We start from the raw sequence: 16,340 nt of genomic DNA on the forward strand, positions 1-16,340 counted from the left end.
ATGTCACTGCATTCCATATACCGTGATGTCACGAAGGAAGTTAATTTAGTCGATCGTTTTCTGATCAGTCATATCGCCTCTGAGGAACCAACGATCGATGCGGCCGGAAAACAATTGTTGAAGGCTGGTGGAAAACGGATTCGACCAGCGTTCGTATTGTTAGCGTCTAAATTCGGTGAGGCAGATCGAGATGAACTGATTCGTGTGGCAGCAAGTCTTGAACTTGTCCATATGGCGTCACTTGTTCATGACGATGTCATTGATGATGCGGAACTACGACGAGGAAAACCGACCGTCATGCAATATTTCGATGAAGAAGTAGCATTGTATTCCGGGAATTATTTGTTTGGAGAGGCGATTCGGTTGATTGGTGAAGTCGGAAAGCCGGAACTTGTCCAAGTGATGGTCCATACGATGCGTGAAATTTGTGAAGGTGAGATTGAACAAATCTACGACCAATATGATTGGGAACAGTCGATTAAGCGCTATATCAAACGGATTGAACGAAAAACAGCCATTCTTATCGAAGCGAGTTGCCATCTTGGTGCAATTGTTGCGAACTGTTCTGCAGCCGATACGAAAGCGTTACGGTTGTTTGGACGAGATATCGGACTCGCTTTTCAAATTGCTGACGATTTGCTTGATTTCACCGCAAATCGCACAGAACTTGGTAAGCCAGTAGCAGAGGATTTGCGTCATGGACACAAAACGTTACCTGTCTTTTATGGTGCAGAAGATGCTGTCTTTTATGAACGTCTTTCGAAAATCGAGAGTATGCCAACGCATGAAGAAGTCGCACCGTTATTGTCGTTTCTTCAAACTTCCGGTGCTCTCGAACGAACGCAACAAACAGTCGATCATTATATCCATCGTGCCATCAAACGTCTTGAACCCTTACCTAAATCCTCAGCTAAGCGTTCACTTGAAGAAGTCGCACGCTACGTTGGAAAACGAAAAGGATGAAGATTGTCAAAAATTTCTTGCTGTTCTTCTCAAAAGCCAGTAAACTGACTATGTAAGCGCTTTTCTAAAAGCATTTCATAGGGGGAACTAGAGATGGAACAGACATTTTTGATGGTCAAACCGGATGGCGTAGAACGTGGATTGATTGGGGAAATCATTGGACGGATCGAACGCAAAGGATTCATCATTCGTGAAATGAAAATGATGAACGTCCCAGAAGAGCTCGCAAAAGCACATTACGAAGAGCATGCGGAAAAACCGTTCTTTGGAGAGTTGGTCACTTTCCTCACATCGGGTCCTGTCGTTGCACTTCGTGTCGAGGGTGCAGACGTCGTCGCTGTTTCTCGTTTGATGATCGGGAAAACAAAACCACTTGAAGCAGCACCTGGAACGATTCGTGGTGATTTCGCGAACACGATGAGTGAAAACGTCATCCATGGTTCAGATAGTGTCGAGAGTGCGGAGCGTGAGCTTTCCCTCTGGTTTCAAGGACAGCCAGTCAACGCGTAATAAATGAATGGAAAGACAACGGGGAGGGGATTCGATTTGATCGAATCCCTTTTGTCGTGTTCTTGTAAAACGGAATGACCCAATTGTCTAATTGCTTTTTGGAATGCCTATAGCTTTATGCTACTATAGAAAATAAGTTGAACCGGTCATGGAGATGACCATTCGATATCGAGAGTGAGTGAGGTGTGCCAATTGCAAGATTATGAACTTTTTATTCAACGATTCAAGACCAAATCAGGGATTGACCTCGGTCAGTATAAAGAAGCACAGATGAAACGGCGATTGACGGCGTTACGTGATAAAAAAGGATACAGTACATTTGCTTCTTATATGCAGGCAATGGATAAGGACACATCGTTATACGACGAATTTTTAGATCGGATGACGATCAATGTCAGTGAATTTTTCCGTAATCCGATTCGTTGGCAACAATTGGAACAAGATATCTTACCGATCCTAGAGTCGCGAGCACATGGACGAATCCGGACGTGGAGCGCAGCTTGTTCGACCGGAGAAGAACCGTACTCCCTCGCGATGATTTTAAGTGAACGGCTCGATCCGTCCGCCTTTACGATTCAAGCAACAGATTTGGATGAACTCGTCCTTGAAAAAGCCAAGCTTGGTCGATACGGAGCTTCTGCATTGAATGAAGTCGTCGAAGCCCGTAAAAAGCAATACTTCATCGAGCAAGAGCAAACGTTCGAAGTCGTTCCGGAAATCAAACGACTCGTTCGTTTCAGTAAACATAATCTGTTAGGAGACCGGTACGATACGGGGTTTGATTTAATCATCTGCCGCAACGTACTAATTTATTTTACAGAAGAAGCAAAAGCACACGTCTATCGTTCGTTCGTCGAGGCCTTAAAGCCAGGCGGAATCCTATTCGTTGGTGGAACGGAACAAATTTTCCAACCCGAACGGTTTGGATTAAAGATGAAACAGAGCTTCTTTTACGAAAAAATCGGTTGAACAGGAAGGGATGAAGCGAATGCGTTACATGACAGCAGGAGAATCACACGGAAAAGGGTTGACCGTCATCATCGATGGGATGCCGGCAGGACTCACGATTGATTTTGAAGCCATCCAGCGTGAAATGACACGTCGCCAAGGGGGATACGGACGCGGACGACGGATGCAAATCGAACAAGATCAAATCGATGCACGTGGCGGGATTCGTCACGGGTACACGACGGGATCACCGATCAGTTTGTTCATCGAGAATAAGGATCATACGCACTGGACACAAGTCATGCAAGCAGAACCGCTCGAAGAACAGTTGGAGCGCCCGCGAACGTTGACGCGTCCACGTCCCGGACATGCGGATCTCGTTGGTGGATTGAAGTACGGTCATCGCGACTTACGCGATGTGCTAGAACGTTCTTCCGCTCGTGAGACAGCAGCACGTGTAGCGGTCGGTGCCTTCGCTAAACAATTACTGAATGAACTCGGAATTGAAGTGTTCTCGCACGTACGGTCGATTGGTGGAATCGATGCACCGTGGAAGGATCCCGTCGAACATCAGGAAACGATTGATGCTTCACCCGTTCGTTGTGCAGATGAGATGGCTGGACAACGGATGATGGAGGAAATCGATGCGGCTAAAAAAGAAGGGGATACACTCGGCGGTGAAATCGAAGTCGTCGTGACGGGCATGATGCCTGGCGTCGGGTCCTTCACCCAAAACGATCTAAAGCTCGACAGCCGGATTGCACAAGCTGTCATCAGTGTCAACGCGATGAAATCAGTCGGTTTTGGTGACGGATATGAACTTGGTCGTCGCAAGGGAAGTACCGTCCAAGATGAAATCGTTCATGATGCATCCGGATATCATCGGCGGACGAATCATCTAGGCGGAATCGAAGGTGGGATGTCGACAGGCATGCCGATTCGCGTCCAAATCGCGATGAAGCCGATTCCGACACTCTATCGTCCACTGCAATCAGTCGATATCGAGACGAAGGAAGCATTCACGGCTCAAATCGAGCGAAGTGATGCCTGTGCCGTTCCAGCCGCATCGGTTGTCCTAGAAGCCGTCGTCGCGTTTGAGATTGCGGTTGCTATCCTTGAAATGTTCGGGACATCGACACTCGATCGTCTTCAGGCTGCCGTCGCTGCTTATAAAGAGGAGGTTCGGACGTTTTGATCGAATTTGATATCCGGTTGAAAACGTCATATCCCGTATTTGTCGGAAATGGGGCATTAGCCCGGTTATCGCATCTTTCAGCGCTAAACAAGGCGGACCGCATCTGGGTCATCACGGATGAAACGGTACATCATTTGCAGATGAATCGATTGCAGGCTGCGTTAGCGGATATATCGCCGTCGATCGATGTTCACATCAGTACCGTTGCGCCTGGTGAGAACAGTAAGTCGCTTGCCGTATACGGCGCTCTACTTGAAGAAGGAATTCGGTATGGGATGACACGCCATAGCCTTATCCTTGCGTTCGGTGGTGGTATGATTGGGGATTTAGCGGGATTCGTCGCGGCAACCTTTTTACGCGGCATCCCGTTTATTCAAATTCCGACGACACTGTTAGCGCATGATTCAAGTGTTGGTGGAAAGGTTGGTCTCAACCTCTCCCTTGGTAAAAACTTAGTCGGTGCATTTTATCAGCCGAGTGGTGTCGTGTATGATTTAACGCTCCTTCAGACATTACCAGACCGGGAATGGAGAAGTGGCTTCTTTGAGTTAGTCAAGCATGGGTTCCTTTCGCGACCATCATTTGCGGATTCGTTACTCGATGTTTCGCTGGATACTGTTAAAGGACTCGATTTAGAAGACTGGCTCGCACGAGGGATTAATGTGAAACGGGATATCGTCGAACAAGATGAGACGGAGCAAGGGATGCGTGCCTTCTTGAATTATGGACATACATTCGGTCATGCCGTTGAATATGCGAGTCTGGGTCTGTCGCATGGCGAGGCCGTAGGGATCGGACTCGTCTTCGTCAAGTTCTTGGAAGGAAATGACGGACAGGCGAAGCAGCTCGGGCAATTGCTCCACCGTCTCGGAACGGAATTGCCAGATCGACAATCGTTCGAGACCTATCTCGAACTGATGCGTCGCGACAAGAAGAACCACCAAGCAACGATTCGATTCGTCCTTGAAAAAGAAGGACGCTTCATTTTAGAAGCGATGAGCGAAGAACGATTGCGCCAAGCATTCAATCAAACAGTGAGGTGTTTAGAATGGGCTTAAGAGGAACTGTACAAGTACCAGGCGATAAATCAATGACGCACCGTGCTTTCCTGTTCGGCGGAATTGCCGAGGGAACAACACGTGTCAGAAATGCGCTTGAAGGAGCTGATTGTCTCGCTTCACTAGAAGCGATGCAGGCGCTTGGTGCGCAGATCGATCGAACACCAGAGGAAATTCGGATCACCGGAACGGATACGTTCCAAGAAGCGACGATCGATTGCGGAAACTCGGGGACGACGATTCGTCTCTTGAGCGGTATCCTAGCAGGCGGTCAAGCGGCGTATGCGCTCGATGGCGATGCTTCCTTGCGAAGACGTCCGATGAAACGGATCACGGAACCGCTTGCCTTATTTGGAGCGAACATCACAGGTGAGACGGCACCACTTCATATCACAGGAACGCCGCTTGTCGGAACGACGTATACATTGCCAGTTGCAAGTGCGCAAGTGAAAAGTGCCGTGTTGCTCGCAGGTCTGCATGCGACGGGTGAGACGACTGTCATTGAGCCGGTCCTGTCACGCGATCATACAGAACGGATGCTGCCACAGTTCGGCGTTGACGTAACAATCGATGAACGCGAGGATGGTCGGCACATTCGTGTACAGGGTCCTGTACGCTTACACGCGACGTCACTGGACATTCCAGGGGATCCATCGTCAGCAGCGTTTTGGTGGACGGCAGCAGCAATCGGTCAGGATAGTCGCATCACGACGACCCACGTCTTGATGAATCCGACACGGATCGGTTTTTTACAGACGTTACGACAGATGGGTGCAAGTGTCGAAATCAATCATCGCTCAGAAGACGGTGGAGAGGAGACGGCAGATGTGACTGTCGAGACGACATCGTTACAAGCAATCACCGTCGAAGGGGATCAGATTCCATCCTTGATTGATGAGATCCCGTTACTCGCTTTACTTGCGACGCAAGCGGAAGGACGAACGATCATTCGCGATGCACAAGAGCTTCGTGTCAAGGAAACGGACCGGATCGAGACGGTCGTGACGGCATTACAGCGTCTTGGGGCGAACATCGAGGCGACGGATGACGGCATGATCATCGAAGGACCGACATCTTTGCAAGCAGCGGAAGTCGACAGTGCAGGTGATCACCGGCTCGCGATGATGTTAACGATCGCAGCGACGATCAATCCGGAAATTATGGTTCATGGACGCGAAGTAGTTGAAGTCAGCTATCCAACGTTCTATGATGATTTAAAGAAACTTCAATCCGACCAATCTGAGTAAGCAATAGGCGGATGACAGAAAGTGGGGCGTTTGCCTTGAATGAACAACTATTGAATGGCATCATCGAAGAATTAGAACATGGTCACACCTCAGAAGCGTTAGCAGCATTAGAAAAACTCGAAAAGACAGGAACGGATGAGGACCGCCTCGCCGTTGCCGATCTCTATATCGAACTCGGATTGTCTGACCGGGCGGTCGATCTCTTGGCACCACTTTACGTTGAATATGCGGGTAACGCGGGAGTTGCCTTGTTACTTGCAGAATGTTATATCGATTTGGATCGCGAAGAAGAAGCGATCTCGGTCCTCGAGCAGGTTGATACGTCGGACATGGAATATGGTCCCCGGTCTCTTGTTTTACTTGCGGACCTTTATCAGTCGCAAGGTCTTGACGAAGTAGCGTTAGCGAAGCTGAAGGAAGCACGTAATCTTGCGCCGGACGAACCGTTACTTGCATACGGTTTGGCTGAGCTCTACATGACGCTCGGCGCGTTTGATCAGGCGGTACCGTTATTCGCTGAAATCGCGGAGCGTCCAGAGTTACGTGCTGAATTGCCGCTCGATGCCCTTTATGCGGAATCGCTCGCGATGACAGGACAATTTGAAGATGCGATTCCACTGTACGAACGTGCTGTCGCAGAACGCTCTGACCTGCATACGCTGTTTGGTCTTGCGATGACGGCTCACCGTGTTGGTCAACATCAAAAAGCGGTCGAGACATTCCAGCAATTGATTGCACAGGATCCAGACTATACGTCGGCGTACGTACCATATGCGGAAAGCCAAGCCGAACTTGGTTTGACGAAAGAAGCGCTGAACGTCATCAAACAAGGAATGGAGCGCGACGATTACAATGATGAGTTGCGGACGATGGAAGCCTTGTTCCTTCTAAAACTCGGTGATCGCGCAGGAAGCGTCCAAGCGTTGCGTGAAGCACTTGCCTTGAATCCGGAATCAATCGTCGCAGCGGAACGTTTGCTTTCGTTACTAGCTGAAGACGAGGACCACGAAGCGATGATCGAGACGATCTCTGCCATCGAAGAACACGTCACGGCTCCGATTCTGACATGGTACCGGGCACGCGCTTTGTATGCCTTAGAGGAATACACACAAGCGATGGAGAATTATGCGATAGTCGAAGGTGCATTCACGGAAGATGCGCTCTTCTTGAAAGAGTATGGATTCGCACTCGTCGAGGAAGGACGGCGTGAAGAGGGACAACGTCTTCTCCGCCGCGCTGCTAAGTTGACACCAGAAGATAACGAACTCGTCGACTATGTTGAACGAATGGATGGATGACTTCACGGGAGAAGGGAGTAGGATTGAGATGATAGAGAGAAAGCAGCGATTCTTACGCCGCATCTTGACCTATTACACGTTAAAGCGACGGGAAGCGAAATGGATCATCGATTATTGGCTGCGTAATGAGGCAAAACTCGAGCAAGTACACTTCGTCCAAAATGCGACCTTCGCTCCGAAGGCAATCATCATGACGACATACGGGTTCGATGCGGAACCGTTTCTCTTCAAAAAAGGGGATGTCACAACGTTAGATCCAGAAAAAGCGTATCATGACATCCGCCTGACCTCGGAAGATATCTATATCGAGTTGAACTTCCAAGGTATGATGATGGATGACGAGTATTTGTCTTTACTAGAAGAAAATCCGTTTCGCCCAGAAGTTGCAGTTGAACCGCGCTTAGCGGATGAAGCGACACATTTCATCGCGGTCACGGTCAATCGGCAGGAAGAAGAACGTTTAGTCCGCTTGATTGATGAAGCGCTGGATGCACGCGATCAACATCGATTCCACTCTCTTTCCGAACAGTTACGGCTCGTTCGAAGTCAACTTCCTTAACAGAAGGACTCTATTGCCCAGCGGAGGTAGTAGGGTCCTTTCGTATGTGAAGATTTGTGCAAAATATGAAGAAAAATAGAGTGGAATTTCATAAAACGTTCACATTAAGAGAGTAGGAGGAAATGCGGATATGATACATTAAATGTGACGAATTGTAAGTACGAAGAAAGGGGGAAATGACTTGCGTTTCAAACCATCCGACGTACAGCGGACACGAAGCGAGCAAGAGTACATCGATACGCTGATCGTGCCTTTGCTTCCGGTCGGTTTCGATGAGGCGATGCATGCTTACGCGGAATGCGCAGACATGACATTGACGGTGGCGTCCGAAGTCGAACGCCAGCTATCCGGACGGGCGTTGCTCGTTCCTGCTCTGACCTATATCGATGCACCGTCGATCGAACAGTTGGAAGGATGGCGTCAAGCGGCTGCTTCCGGGCAATTCCGTTTCATCACCTTCATCACTGCTGATTTAAGGTGGAAGGAGACTGCCGCCGAAGAGATTATCTACGTGCCACGTCTAGCTCTTGAGACGATGAGTCGTGACCAACAAGGTCAGATGGTCGGGAATTTCGTAGGACAAGTTCTCGAACAGTTAGGAAACCGTTGGACCGCGCTATGAAGCGGTTGACGCAATGATTTTATTAAGATACTATTACCATGTGAGAAATTTGTGTGAAGTACTGTCGTCTTGGGGCACAGCGTACATCACAAGGGGGGATCGAGATGGCTCAAAACGGGTCTAACGTAACACGTCGTCAGTTCTTGACGTATACATTGACAGGCGTCGGCGGTTTCATGGCGGCGACGATGGTCATGCCGATGGTCAACTTCGCAGTTGATCCAGTCCTGAAGAAATCAGGAGCAGGCGATAAAGTAAAAGTAATGAAGTTGTCGGATATCACGACAGAACCAAAACGGGTCGACTTCAAGAAACAAACGCAAGATGCATGGTATGAGTTCGAAGAAACGTTGTCAGCTTGGGTGTTCAAAGATGATAAGGGAGAAATTTTAGCCCTCTCACCAATTTGTAAACACTTAGGTTGCCAAGTCAGCTTCGGTTCAGATCCGACGCACCCGGAGCAATTCTATTGCCCATGTCACTTCGGTCGGTACACGAAGGATGGCGTCAACGTTCCAGGAACGCCTCCGACGAAACCACTCGATGGTTATGAAATGCAGCAGAAAGATGGTTTCCTCTACCTTGGTAAACCAGTCGAAAGAGGTGCGTAAGCGATGATGCAAAAAATCTATGATTGGATCGATGAGCGCGTTGACATTACGCCGCTCTGGCGAGATATCGCCGACCATGAAGTACCGGAGCACGTCAACCCGGCACATAACTTTTCAGCTTTCGTTTATTGTTTTGGCGGATTGACGTTCTTTACGATCGTCATCCAGATTCTTTCGGGGATGTTCTTGACGATGTATTATGTACCGGACATCATCAACGCACACGCGTCCGTCTACTATCTTCAAAATGAAGTCGCACACGGACAAATCGTTCGTGGTATGCACCACTGGGGTGCGTCGGTCGTTATCGTAATGTTGTTCCTACATACATTACGTGTCTTCTTCACTGGTTCATACAAAAAACCACGTGAATTGAACTGGGTCGTCGGAGTTCTCTTGTTCTTCGTCGTCTTAGCTCTCGGTCTGACAGGATACCTATTGCCTTGGGACATGAAAGCGTTGTTCGCGACAAAAGTTACGATTCAGATTGCTGAAAGTATTCCGGTCATCGGTGGTATCGCGAAGACCCTCCTTGCGGGTGGAGAAATCGTCGGCGCAAGTACAATCGCTCGATTCTTTGCGATTCACGTCTTCTTCCTTCCTGCAGCATTGTTCGTCTTGCTCGGGGCCCACTTCATGATGATCCGTAAACAAGGGATCTCTGGACCACTTTAAACCGACTATCATCTAGACAACAAAAAAGGGGGAGAACACGATGCATCGTGGTAAAGGAATGAAATTCGTCACCGATTCACGGGTGTCGATCAACAACCGGATGCCGAACAAGTCGAAAGACTACTCGGAATATCCAGGTCGAACGGAAGCGTTCTGGCCAAACTTCTTACTTCGCGAATGGATGGTTGGAGCGGTCTTCTTGATCGGCTTCATGACACTGACAATCGTAGAAGCAGCACCACTTCAAAACATTGCCGATCCGACGAATACGTCGTACATTCCACTTCCGGACTGGTACTTCCTATTCCTCTATCAGCTCTTGAAATATCAATTCGCTGCAGGTCCATACATCTTGATGGGTACGGTCATCCTTCCAGGTCTTGCGTTCACAGCACTTCTCGTCGCGCCATGGCTCGACCAAGGTCTTGAACGTCGTCCTGCGAAACGTCCGATCGCAGTCAGCATGATGCTCCTCGCAGTCGTCTCGATCGTCTTCTTGACATGGGAATCTGTTCAAACGACTCACTGGGATACAATCCATAAACAAGGTGAGTTGACGATGAACGAAGGACCAAAAATTGATACATCGGCAAAAGGATACGAAATTTATTCGAACCAGTCATGTGTCAACTGTCACGGTAAAAACCTCGAGGGTGGAGCAGCAGCTCCGGCACTCGTTGGTACGAAGAAGACAGAAGAAGAGATTTATGAAATCGCAGATAAAGGTATCGGTTCGATGCCTGCTGGTCAGTACAAAGGATCAGATGCGGATCGTAAAGAACTCGCGAAATTCATCGCTTCATACGGTGAAGGCGGCGAAAACAATAAATAAGCCAAAAGCCGGGGGAGCAATCCTCCGGCTTTTGTCGATGATGAGGTGAAACGATTGCAAGGTATTTTGACATTACTCCGCCATAAAGCAGTACTCTGGATCGTCGGATTGATCAACTTAGCAGGAACGATCTACGGCTACATCTGGTATGAACCGCAACTTGCGACATCGAAGTGGTATTACTATCCGTTCATTCCGGATAGCCCGACCGCCTCTCTCTTCTTTACGATCATCGTCATTCTCTGGATCTTTGGACGACGTTCCCGACTGTTTGAAGCGCTCGCGTTCGTGACATTGATTAAATATGGCGTCTGGGCAGTCGTCATGAATGCGTTGATGTTAAATCAACTCGGAATGGAGAATGCGACCTTAACGGCGATGGCACTGATGTTGATGGTGTCGCACGGAGCGATGGCGTTCCAGGCATTGTTATACAGTCCGCTGATGACGTTTCGCGTCAAGGAGCTCGTCCTCGTCGCCATCTGGGTCATCCACAACGATGTCGTCGATTACGTCCTCGGACAATGGCCGCGCTATCCGGCGCTTGCGGAGCACATTCAGTGGATCGGATACGGCTCCTTCTGGTTGACCGGATTATGTCTTTTGATGGGATATCTGCTTGTCGCACGCGATTCAATTGACAATAAGATCACTTGAACATAAAATAGACCTATAATCAAAAAAAGAAAGGAACGATGTCTCGTGGCAAACTATTTGATCTATCTCGCGATCATCATCATCGTCCCGATTTGGGCTCAGATGCGGGTGCGGAGCACCTATAAAAAATATCAAGATGTTCCGATTCAGAGTGGGGTGACGGGAGCGCAGGTCGCCGACTTCATCATGAAGCAGAACGGGATCACGAACGTCCGTCTCGAGCCGATTGGTGGAACGATGTCCGACCATTATGACCCGACGAACAAAGTCGTTCGTTTGTCGGAAGACGTCTATTACGGTTCGACGGTCTCAGCCGTTTCGATTGCAGCACACGAAATCGGTCACGTCATTCAAGATGCGACGGATTACAATATGATGCGTGTCCGTCACCGGATCGCACCTGTCGCGTCGATTACGTCGAACTTATCGTTCCCACTGTTGTTGATTGGTCTATTTGCCGGTTTCAGTGGTCTTGCGATGCTGGGTGTCGTCTTGATGCTTGGTGCCGTCATCTTCCAACTCGTCACGTTACCAGTTGAGTTTGATGCCTCGAATCGAGCGATGGCGCAGTTGACGGAGCATGGTATCATTGATGCCGAAGAAGAACGTGGTTCACGTCGTGTCTTGAACGCAGCGGCTTGGACGTACGTCGCAGCAACACTCGTTGCCGTCGCCGAGTTTCTTCGTCTTGCACTGCTCGTCTTCAACCCATCAAGTGATGATTAAACAGAAAAACACGGATTGCTCAAGTGAGCGATCCGTGTTTTTTTACGTTTCTTTGATTGGGACCCGGTTTTCGTCGAACGTGAAGCCTTCTCCCGTTACTTCATAAACGTCATGTAAGGTAATGAAAGCATGTTGATCGACACTTTTTACAAGTGTCTTCAAGCGATTGATTTCATTACGAGCGACGACGACGTACAATACTTCGAGATCTCGTCCGGAGTAACCGCCTTTTGCGATCAGACGGGTCGTGCCACGATTCATTGTCGCATGAATGCCGTCTGCAATCTCCGTCCGGTGATCACTGATGATCATCGCTGCTTTACCAGCATAAGTGCCCTCTTGCATCCAATCGATGACACGGGCGCCGACGTAGACGGCAAGTAACGTATACATCGCTTGTTTGTAATCGAGATACGTCAAGGATGCGACGATGACGAAGAAATCAAAGATTAAGAATGTTCGACCGATCGACCAACCGAAGTAGCGTTTCGTCAAACGCGCGATGATATCGACGCCACCTGTCGTACCGCCGTTGTTGAAAATGATACCAAGACCCACGCCGATGAATACACCTGCAAAGAGCGCGGCAAGCACCATATCGTCGCGCAGGTCGATGACAAGAGGTGAATATTTGGCAATCAATCCATACCAGAAGGAAAAACTGAATGTACCGATCAACGTGTAGACGAAGGTCGTTCGACCAAGAATCTTATAACTGACGAAAAAAAGTGGGACATTCAACACTAAGTTCGTGATCGATGGAGACCATCCGAACAGTCCTTTTAAGATTAAGGTAATCCCAGTAAAACCGCCTTCTGCTAACTCGTTTTGAACGTTAAAATGATAAATACCAAAAGCAAAGATGAATGACCCGACCAAAATCCAGAAAATGTTCTGGATCCGAATCGGAAATTGGAATGGAGGTGCCATTTCCGTATGCTCCTTTCAAATCAAGACTCTTTCTCTAGGGTAACGGCACGGTCGGAAAAAGACTAGCTTTTCCTATGAAAATCAGTCGAAAAGTGATCAGTATGGTCATTCCGATCGATATTGCTTAGAATAGAGACGAATAGAAGTCATAAAGAGAGTGTGGTCTTATCATGAAAAAAGCAATTGGGATTCTTTGTTATCCTTCCGTCGGCGGGAGTGGGGTCGTCGCAACGGAACTTGGTATGAAACTAGCAGATCGTGGACATGACGTTCACTTCATTACATCCAGCATGCCGTTTCGGCTGACAGAATATCGTCCAAACATCACGGTACACTTGGTTGAAGTCAACCAGTACTCCGTCTTTAAATATCCACCATACGACATTACGTTGGCGTCAAAAGTCGCAGAAATCATTGATTTATTTGATCTTGATGTCATCCATGCCCATTACGCCGTTCCGCACGCGGTCTGTGCAGATCTCGGACGAAACATGGCAAAGAAAAAAGGTGTCGCCGTCGTGACGACGTTACACGGAACGGACATCACCGTCATCGGGCAAGACTTAGAGATGCAACCGGCAATTCGTTACGGTATCGAACGATCAGACGCGGTCACGGCCGTCTCAGAGAGTCTAGCGCTTGAGACGAATGCGACGCTCAACGCACACTACGACATCGATGTCATTGCGAACTCGATTGATGAGAGTGTCTATTATCCGATGCGGGATGAACGCTTGAAGCGGCATTACGGCATCGAAGCGGACGAAGTCGTCGTCATTCATATCTCGAACTTCCGACCGGTCAAACGAATTGATGATACGCTTGCAGCGTTCGCCATTGCAGCGAAAGATCGGAAGATGCGTCTCTTACTTGTCGGGGATGGTCCAGAGATGGGACAAACGAGACGTCGCGCAAAGGAACTCGGCATTTACGACAAAGTGATCTTTGCTGGTAAACAGGAACACGTCGCGCAGTTGCTCGCCATCAGTGATATTCATGTTCTGTTGTCGGAAAAAGAAGCATTCGGACTCGTCGTCCTTGAGGCGATGGCAATTGGAGTCCCGAGTGTTGTCTCGACAGCAGGTGGCTTACCGGAAGTCATACAAGACGGCGTAACCGGGTATATCGTTCCAACCTACGACGTCAAAGTAGCTGCGGCACGAATCGGTGAACTCGCAGATGATTCGATGTTACGGGAGCGAATGGCAGAAGAGGGCATTCGCGATACGCGTCGTCGTTTTGATTCGAACGAGATCGTCCGCCGTTATGAACAAGTCTATGAACGGGTGTGTGCGCGTCATGAACTTGCTTGAAGGTGCACATCACATCATTAAAACAATCGAGCAAGCGGGCGGTGAAGCCTATATCGTCGGTGGTGCCGTTCGTGATATGTTGCTCGACCGGACACCTGGAGACTATGATTTAGCGAGCTCGATGTTACCGGAACAAATCATCGACTTATTCCCTGTCGTCATTCCGACAGGACTTGAGCATGGAACCGTAACGGTCTTACTCAACCACGTGCCGTACGAGATCACGACGTTCCGCTCGGAAGCAACGTATAGCGATCGCCGGCGACCGGATGCGGTGACGCTTGGTGTCAGTTTGGAAGAGGATTTGACCCGGCGCGACTTTACAATCAACGCGATGGCACTCAGACCAACGGGTCGCGTCGATCTATTCGGAGGAGCGCGTGACATCGAAGAGCGGATCATCCGGACGGTCGGCAAACCGACCGAACGTTTTAATGAAGATGCGCTTCGGATGATGCGGGCGTTCCGCTTCATGAGTCAACTGGACTTCTCGCTTGACGAGGCGACGGAACAAGCAATTACGGAACTTGCCCCACATTTAGCGGCCGTTGCGATTGAGCGGATCGCGATCGAGTTCGAGAAGCTCTTACTTGGTCCGGGAAAACAGCGGGCGTTACAGGCGATGCTACGCACTGGCATCGAACGCTATTTACCCGGCATGACTTCAGAAATCGTCAAAGGACTTGCGCAGCAGTCGCTTCGGGGTGTTTCAAAAGATGCCGTCTGGACACTCGTGCTCGATGCGGGTCTTGCGCGAGACCAATTGACGCGCTGGAAACGATCGAAACATCAAGTCCAGCTCGCTACGCGTTTGGCACCCCTGTTGCATCGACCGTTACAGGACTGGGATCGTTATCAATTGTCGGACTCAGAACTGACGACTCTTCGGGAAATGACGGGAAAGCATTATCCGGATCGTTCGGATTTACCGATTCGTGGTCGCAAAGAGCTCGCTGTCGACGGAAAAGATATGATCCGCCTCGGTCTTCAAAAGCAACAGATCAAGGAAGCGCTCTTGCACTTGGAGAATAGCGTCGTCATGCGATCTTGTCCAAACGACCGAACGGCATTAATGGAGGAGGTAGAGCGATGGCGCACTCAGTCCGAGAACAAATCTTGATCGCACTTCGTAAGCGGACGTGGTATTCCGGACAAGAATTAGCAGAGACGTTAAATATTTCACGTACCGCCATTTGGAAGCATATGCAAATTTTAAAAGAAGAAGGATACCAGATCATCTCAAATAAAAAACAAGGTTATCAATTAGTCGATGAAGGCGATTTGCTAACGCCGATTGCCATTGAACAATGGTTAACGACAGCGTGTCTTGGTCGCCACCTCCTTCATTTCGAAGAACTGGATACAACGCAACGGATTGCACATGAACAAGCGCAACAGCATGCGCCAGAAGGAACACTCGTCGTATGCGATCACCAAACGAATGGACGCGGACAGCTAGGGAGAACGTGGCATGAGGCGAAAAATGAAGGCATCGCGATGAGTCTACTCGTCCGACCAGATGTACCGATGCATCAAGCAGGTCAATTAACACTTGTAGCAGGTATTGCACTTGCACAGTCTCTCCGGACATTCGATGTTCCGGTTACGATTAAATGGCCGAACGACATCTTGATTAACGGTCGTAAGGTAGCAGGCATCTTGACGGAAATGCAGACCGAGGCGGACCGGATTAGTTCGGTCATCATCGGCATCGGCATCAATGTCCATCACGAACAGTTTCCCGAAGGCATCAAAGATCGTGCTACCTCGCTTGTCCGAGAATCAGGAAGAACTTTCCGACGTGCGGAAGTCGTCGCGACGTTTTTGAATCGATTTGAACGACTATACACGCAGTGGCTCGAGCTAGGGTTCGGATCTTTCGTCTCCGAGTGGGAAACACTCGCTGACCGCTTACATGAACAAGTGACACTACGGACACGTCAGGCGACCGCTTCCGGAACATTGCTCGGTATTGACGAGACGGGTACGATTCGGATTAAGACGGAAACAGGTGAGACCCGTTTCCATTCAGCAGAGCTGATTTACTGGTAAAAAGAATAAGGGTTTGAATCAGACGGTTTGCAGAGAGCTTTTCCCGTCATGTATAATAAAGCCACGGATGGTATCCGCTCATCGGAACCATACCGAATTGACAGGTGCCAGTTTTAGCTGTTTCAACTGCCTTGATCTTAACGG

The 16,340-nt window shown here is 49.1% G+C and carries 18 protein-coding genes; 17 read left to right on the forward strand and 1 reads right to left on the reverse strand.

All coding sequences use genetic code 11. From position 1 onward, the window contains the following. The 14 genes from KNQ15_RS01190 (at position 1) to KNQ15_RS01255 (ending at position 11,901) form a co-directional block, all read left to right on the forward strand. A complete protein-coding gene (locus KNQ15_RS01190; RefSeq protein ID WP_023468640.1) occupies positions 1 to 963 on the forward strand; it encodes a polyprenyl synthetase family protein in 963 nt (320 codons plus the stop codon). 93 nt (positions 964 to 1,056) lie between these two features. After that, entirely contained in the window at positions 1,057 to 1,473 is a 417-nt protein-coding gene (ndk, locus tag KNQ15_RS01195) for a nucleoside-diphosphate kinase (protein WP_214727264.1), read from the forward strand. Positions 1,474 to 1,665: 192 nt separating this feature from the next. Next, positions 1,666 to 2,442: a CheR family methyltransferase gene (locus tag KNQ15_RS01200; protein WP_029342008.1), complete on the forward strand. Its 777-nt coding sequence runs from the start codon at positions 1,666 to 1,668 to the stop codon at positions 2,440 to 2,442. A gap of 19 nt (positions 2,443 to 2,461) precedes the next feature. Then, positions 2,462 to 3,616 (forward strand): chorismate synthase, encoded by a 1,155-nt coding sequence (gene aroC / locus KNQ15_RS01205; RefSeq protein ID WP_029342007.1) that lies wholly within the window; start codon positions 2,462 to 2,464, stop codon positions 3,614 to 3,616. Beyond that, a complete protein-coding gene (gene aroB, locus KNQ15_RS01210; protein WP_214727272.1) occupies positions 3,613 to 4,674 on the forward strand; it encodes a 3-dehydroquinate synthase in 1,062 nt (353 codons plus the stop codon). The genes aroC and aroB overlap by 4 nt, the downstream gene beginning before the upstream one ends. After that, on the forward strand, positions 4,665 to 5,921 hold the full coding sequence (gene aroA / locus KNQ15_RS01215) for a 3-phosphoshikimate 1-carboxyvinyltransferase (RefSeq protein WP_214727280.1): 1,257 nt from the start codon (positions 4,665 to 4,667) through the stop codon (positions 5,919 to 5,921). Before aroB ends, aroA begins: the two co-directional genes overlap by 10 nt. 11 nt (positions 5,922 to 5,932) lie before the next feature. Then, on the forward strand, positions 5,933 to 7,219 hold the full coding sequence (locus KNQ15_RS01220) for a tetratricopeptide repeat protein (RefSeq protein WP_251137555.1): 1,287 nt from the start codon (positions 5,933 to 5,935) through the stop codon (positions 7,217 to 7,219). Positions 7,220 to 7,247: 28 nt separating this feature from the next. Next, positions 7,248 to 7,778, forward strand: a complete 531-nt coding sequence (locus KNQ15_RS01225; protein ID WP_029342003.1) for a ReoY family proteolytic degradation factor — start codon at positions 7,248 to 7,250, stop codon at positions 7,776 to 7,778. A 181-nt stretch (positions 7,779 to 7,959) separates the two neighbouring features. Beyond that, positions 7,960 to 8,400, forward strand: coding sequence for a DUF2487 family protein (locus KNQ15_RS01230; RefSeq protein ID WP_214727283.1), 441 nt, complete (start codon positions 7,960 to 7,962; stop codon positions 8,398 to 8,400). Between the two features lie 104 nt (positions 8,401 to 8,504). After that, positions 8,505 to 9,011: a ubiquinol-cytochrome c reductase iron-sulfur subunit gene (locus tag KNQ15_RS01235; RefSeq protein ID WP_023468631.1), complete on the forward strand. Its 507-nt coding sequence runs from the start codon at positions 8,505 to 8,507 to the stop codon at positions 9,009 to 9,011. A gap of 3 nt (positions 9,012 to 9,014) precedes the next feature. Then, positions 9,015 to 9,686 (forward strand): menaquinol-cytochrome c reductase cytochrome b subunit, encoded by a 672-nt coding sequence (gene qcrB, locus KNQ15_RS01240; RefSeq protein ID WP_012370658.1) that lies wholly within the window; start codon positions 9,015 to 9,017, stop codon positions 9,684 to 9,686. Between the two features lie 40 nt (positions 9,687 to 9,726). Continuing rightward, entirely contained in the window at positions 9,727 to 10,518 is a 792-nt protein-coding gene (locus KNQ15_RS01245) for a menaquinol-cytochrome c reductase cytochrome b/c subunit (protein WP_029342002.1), read from the forward strand. Between the two features lie 54 nt (positions 10,519 to 10,572). Beyond that, entirely contained in the window at positions 10,573 to 11,175 is a 603-nt protein-coding gene (locus KNQ15_RS01250; RefSeq protein ID WP_029342001.1) for a DUF1405 domain-containing protein, read from the forward strand. Positions 11,176 to 11,220: 45 nt separating this feature from the next. Next, complete coding sequence (locus tag KNQ15_RS01255; protein ID WP_023468628.1) at positions 11,221 to 11,901, forward strand: zinc metallopeptidase; 681 nt, start codon at positions 11,221 to 11,223, stop codon at positions 11,899 to 11,901. A 42-nt stretch (positions 11,902 to 11,943) separates the two neighbouring features. Here the strand turns inward: KNQ15_RS01255 and KNQ15_RS01260 are convergent, their stop codons facing one another. Continuing rightward, positions 11,944 to 12,831, reverse strand: coding sequence for a YitT family protein (locus tag KNQ15_RS01260; RefSeq protein ID WP_029342000.1), 888 nt, complete (start codon positions 12,829 to 12,831; stop codon positions 11,944 to 11,946). A 170-nt stretch (positions 12,832 to 13,001) separates the two neighbouring features. On the opposite strand from KNQ15_RS01260, the gene bshA reads away from it, so the two are divergent. The 3 genes from bshA to KNQ15_RS01275 are packed head-to-tail and all read left to right on the forward strand — an operon-like array spanning position 13,002 to position 16,196. Further along, entirely contained in the window at positions 13,002 to 14,144 is a 1,143-nt protein-coding gene (bshA, locus tag KNQ15_RS01265; protein WP_029341999.1) for an N-acetyl-alpha-D-glucosaminyl L-malate synthase BshA, read from the forward strand. Further along, positions 14,131 to 15,264 (forward strand): CCA tRNA nucleotidyltransferase, encoded by a 1,134-nt coding sequence (locus KNQ15_RS01270; protein ID WP_029341998.1) that lies wholly within the window; start codon positions 14,131 to 14,133, stop codon positions 15,262 to 15,264. The genes bshA and KNQ15_RS01270 overlap by 14 nt, the downstream gene beginning before the upstream one ends. Further along, positions 15,234 to 16,196 (forward strand): biotin--[acetyl-CoA-carboxylase] ligase, encoded by a 963-nt coding sequence (locus KNQ15_RS01275; RefSeq protein WP_029341997.1) that lies wholly within the window; start codon positions 15,234 to 15,236, stop codon positions 16,194 to 16,196. Before KNQ15_RS01270 ends, KNQ15_RS01275 begins: the two co-directional genes overlap by 31 nt. Positions 16,197 to 16,340 lie beyond the last annotated feature (144 nt).

Origin of the sequence: Exiguobacterium sp. s168 (assembly GCF_018619035.1) — a bacterium.
Taxonomy (GTDB): domain Bacteria; phylum Bacillota; class Bacilli; order Exiguobacteriales; family Exiguobacteriaceae; genus Exiguobacterium_A; species Exiguobacterium_A acetylicum.

What these genes read in the sequence shown, in the direction of transcription:
- KNQ15_RS01190 (WP_023468640.1), top strand. Translation starts at nt 1, where the DNA reads ATGTCACTGCATTCCATATACCGTGATGTCACGAAGGAAGTTAATTTA.
- ndk (WP_214727264.1), top strand. Translation starts at nt 1,057, where the DNA reads ATGGAACAGACATTTTTGATGGTCAAACCGGATGGCGTAGAACGTGGA.
- aroC (WP_029342007.1), top strand. Translation starts at nt 2,462, where the DNA reads ATGCGTTACATGACAGCAGGAGAATCACACGGAAAAGGGTTGACCGTC.
- aroA (WP_214727280.1), top strand. Translation starts at nt 4,665, where the DNA reads ATGGGCTTAAGAGGAACTGTACAAGTACCAGGCGATAAATCAATGACG.
- KNQ15_RS01220 (WP_251137555.1), top strand. Translation starts at nt 5,933, where the DNA reads ATGACAGAAAGTGGGGCGTTTGCCTTGAATGAACAACTATTGAATGGC.
- KNQ15_RS01225 (WP_029342003.1), top strand. Translation starts at nt 7,248, where the DNA reads ATGATAGAGAGAAAGCAGCGATTCTTACGCCGCATCTTGACCTATTAC.
- KNQ15_RS01235 (WP_023468631.1), top strand. Translation starts at nt 8,505, where the DNA reads ATGGCTCAAAACGGGTCTAACGTAACACGTCGTCAGTTCTTGACGTAT.
- qcrB (WP_012370658.1), top strand. Translation starts at nt 9,015, where the DNA reads ATGATGCAAAAAATCTATGATTGGATCGATGAGCGCGTTGACATTACG.
- KNQ15_RS01245 (WP_029342002.1), top strand. Translation starts at nt 9,727, where the DNA reads ATGCATCGTGGTAAAGGAATGAAATTCGTCACCGATTCACGGGTGTCG.
- KNQ15_RS01260 (WP_029342000.1), bottom strand. Translation starts at nt 12,831, where the DNA reads ATGGCACCTCCATTCCAATTTCCGATTCGGATCCAGAACATTTTCTGG.
- bshA (WP_029341999.1), top strand. Translation starts at nt 13,002, where the DNA reads ATGAAAAAAGCAATTGGGATTCTTTGTTATCCTTCCGTCGGCGGGAGT.
- KNQ15_RS01270 (WP_029341998.1), top strand. Translation starts at nt 14,131, where the DNA reads ATGAACTTGCTTGAAGGTGCACATCACATCATTAAAACAATCGAGCAA.
- KNQ15_RS01275 (WP_029341997.1), top strand. Translation starts at nt 15,234, where the DNA reads ATGGCGCACTCAGTCCGAGAACAAATCTTGATCGCACTTCGTAAGCGG.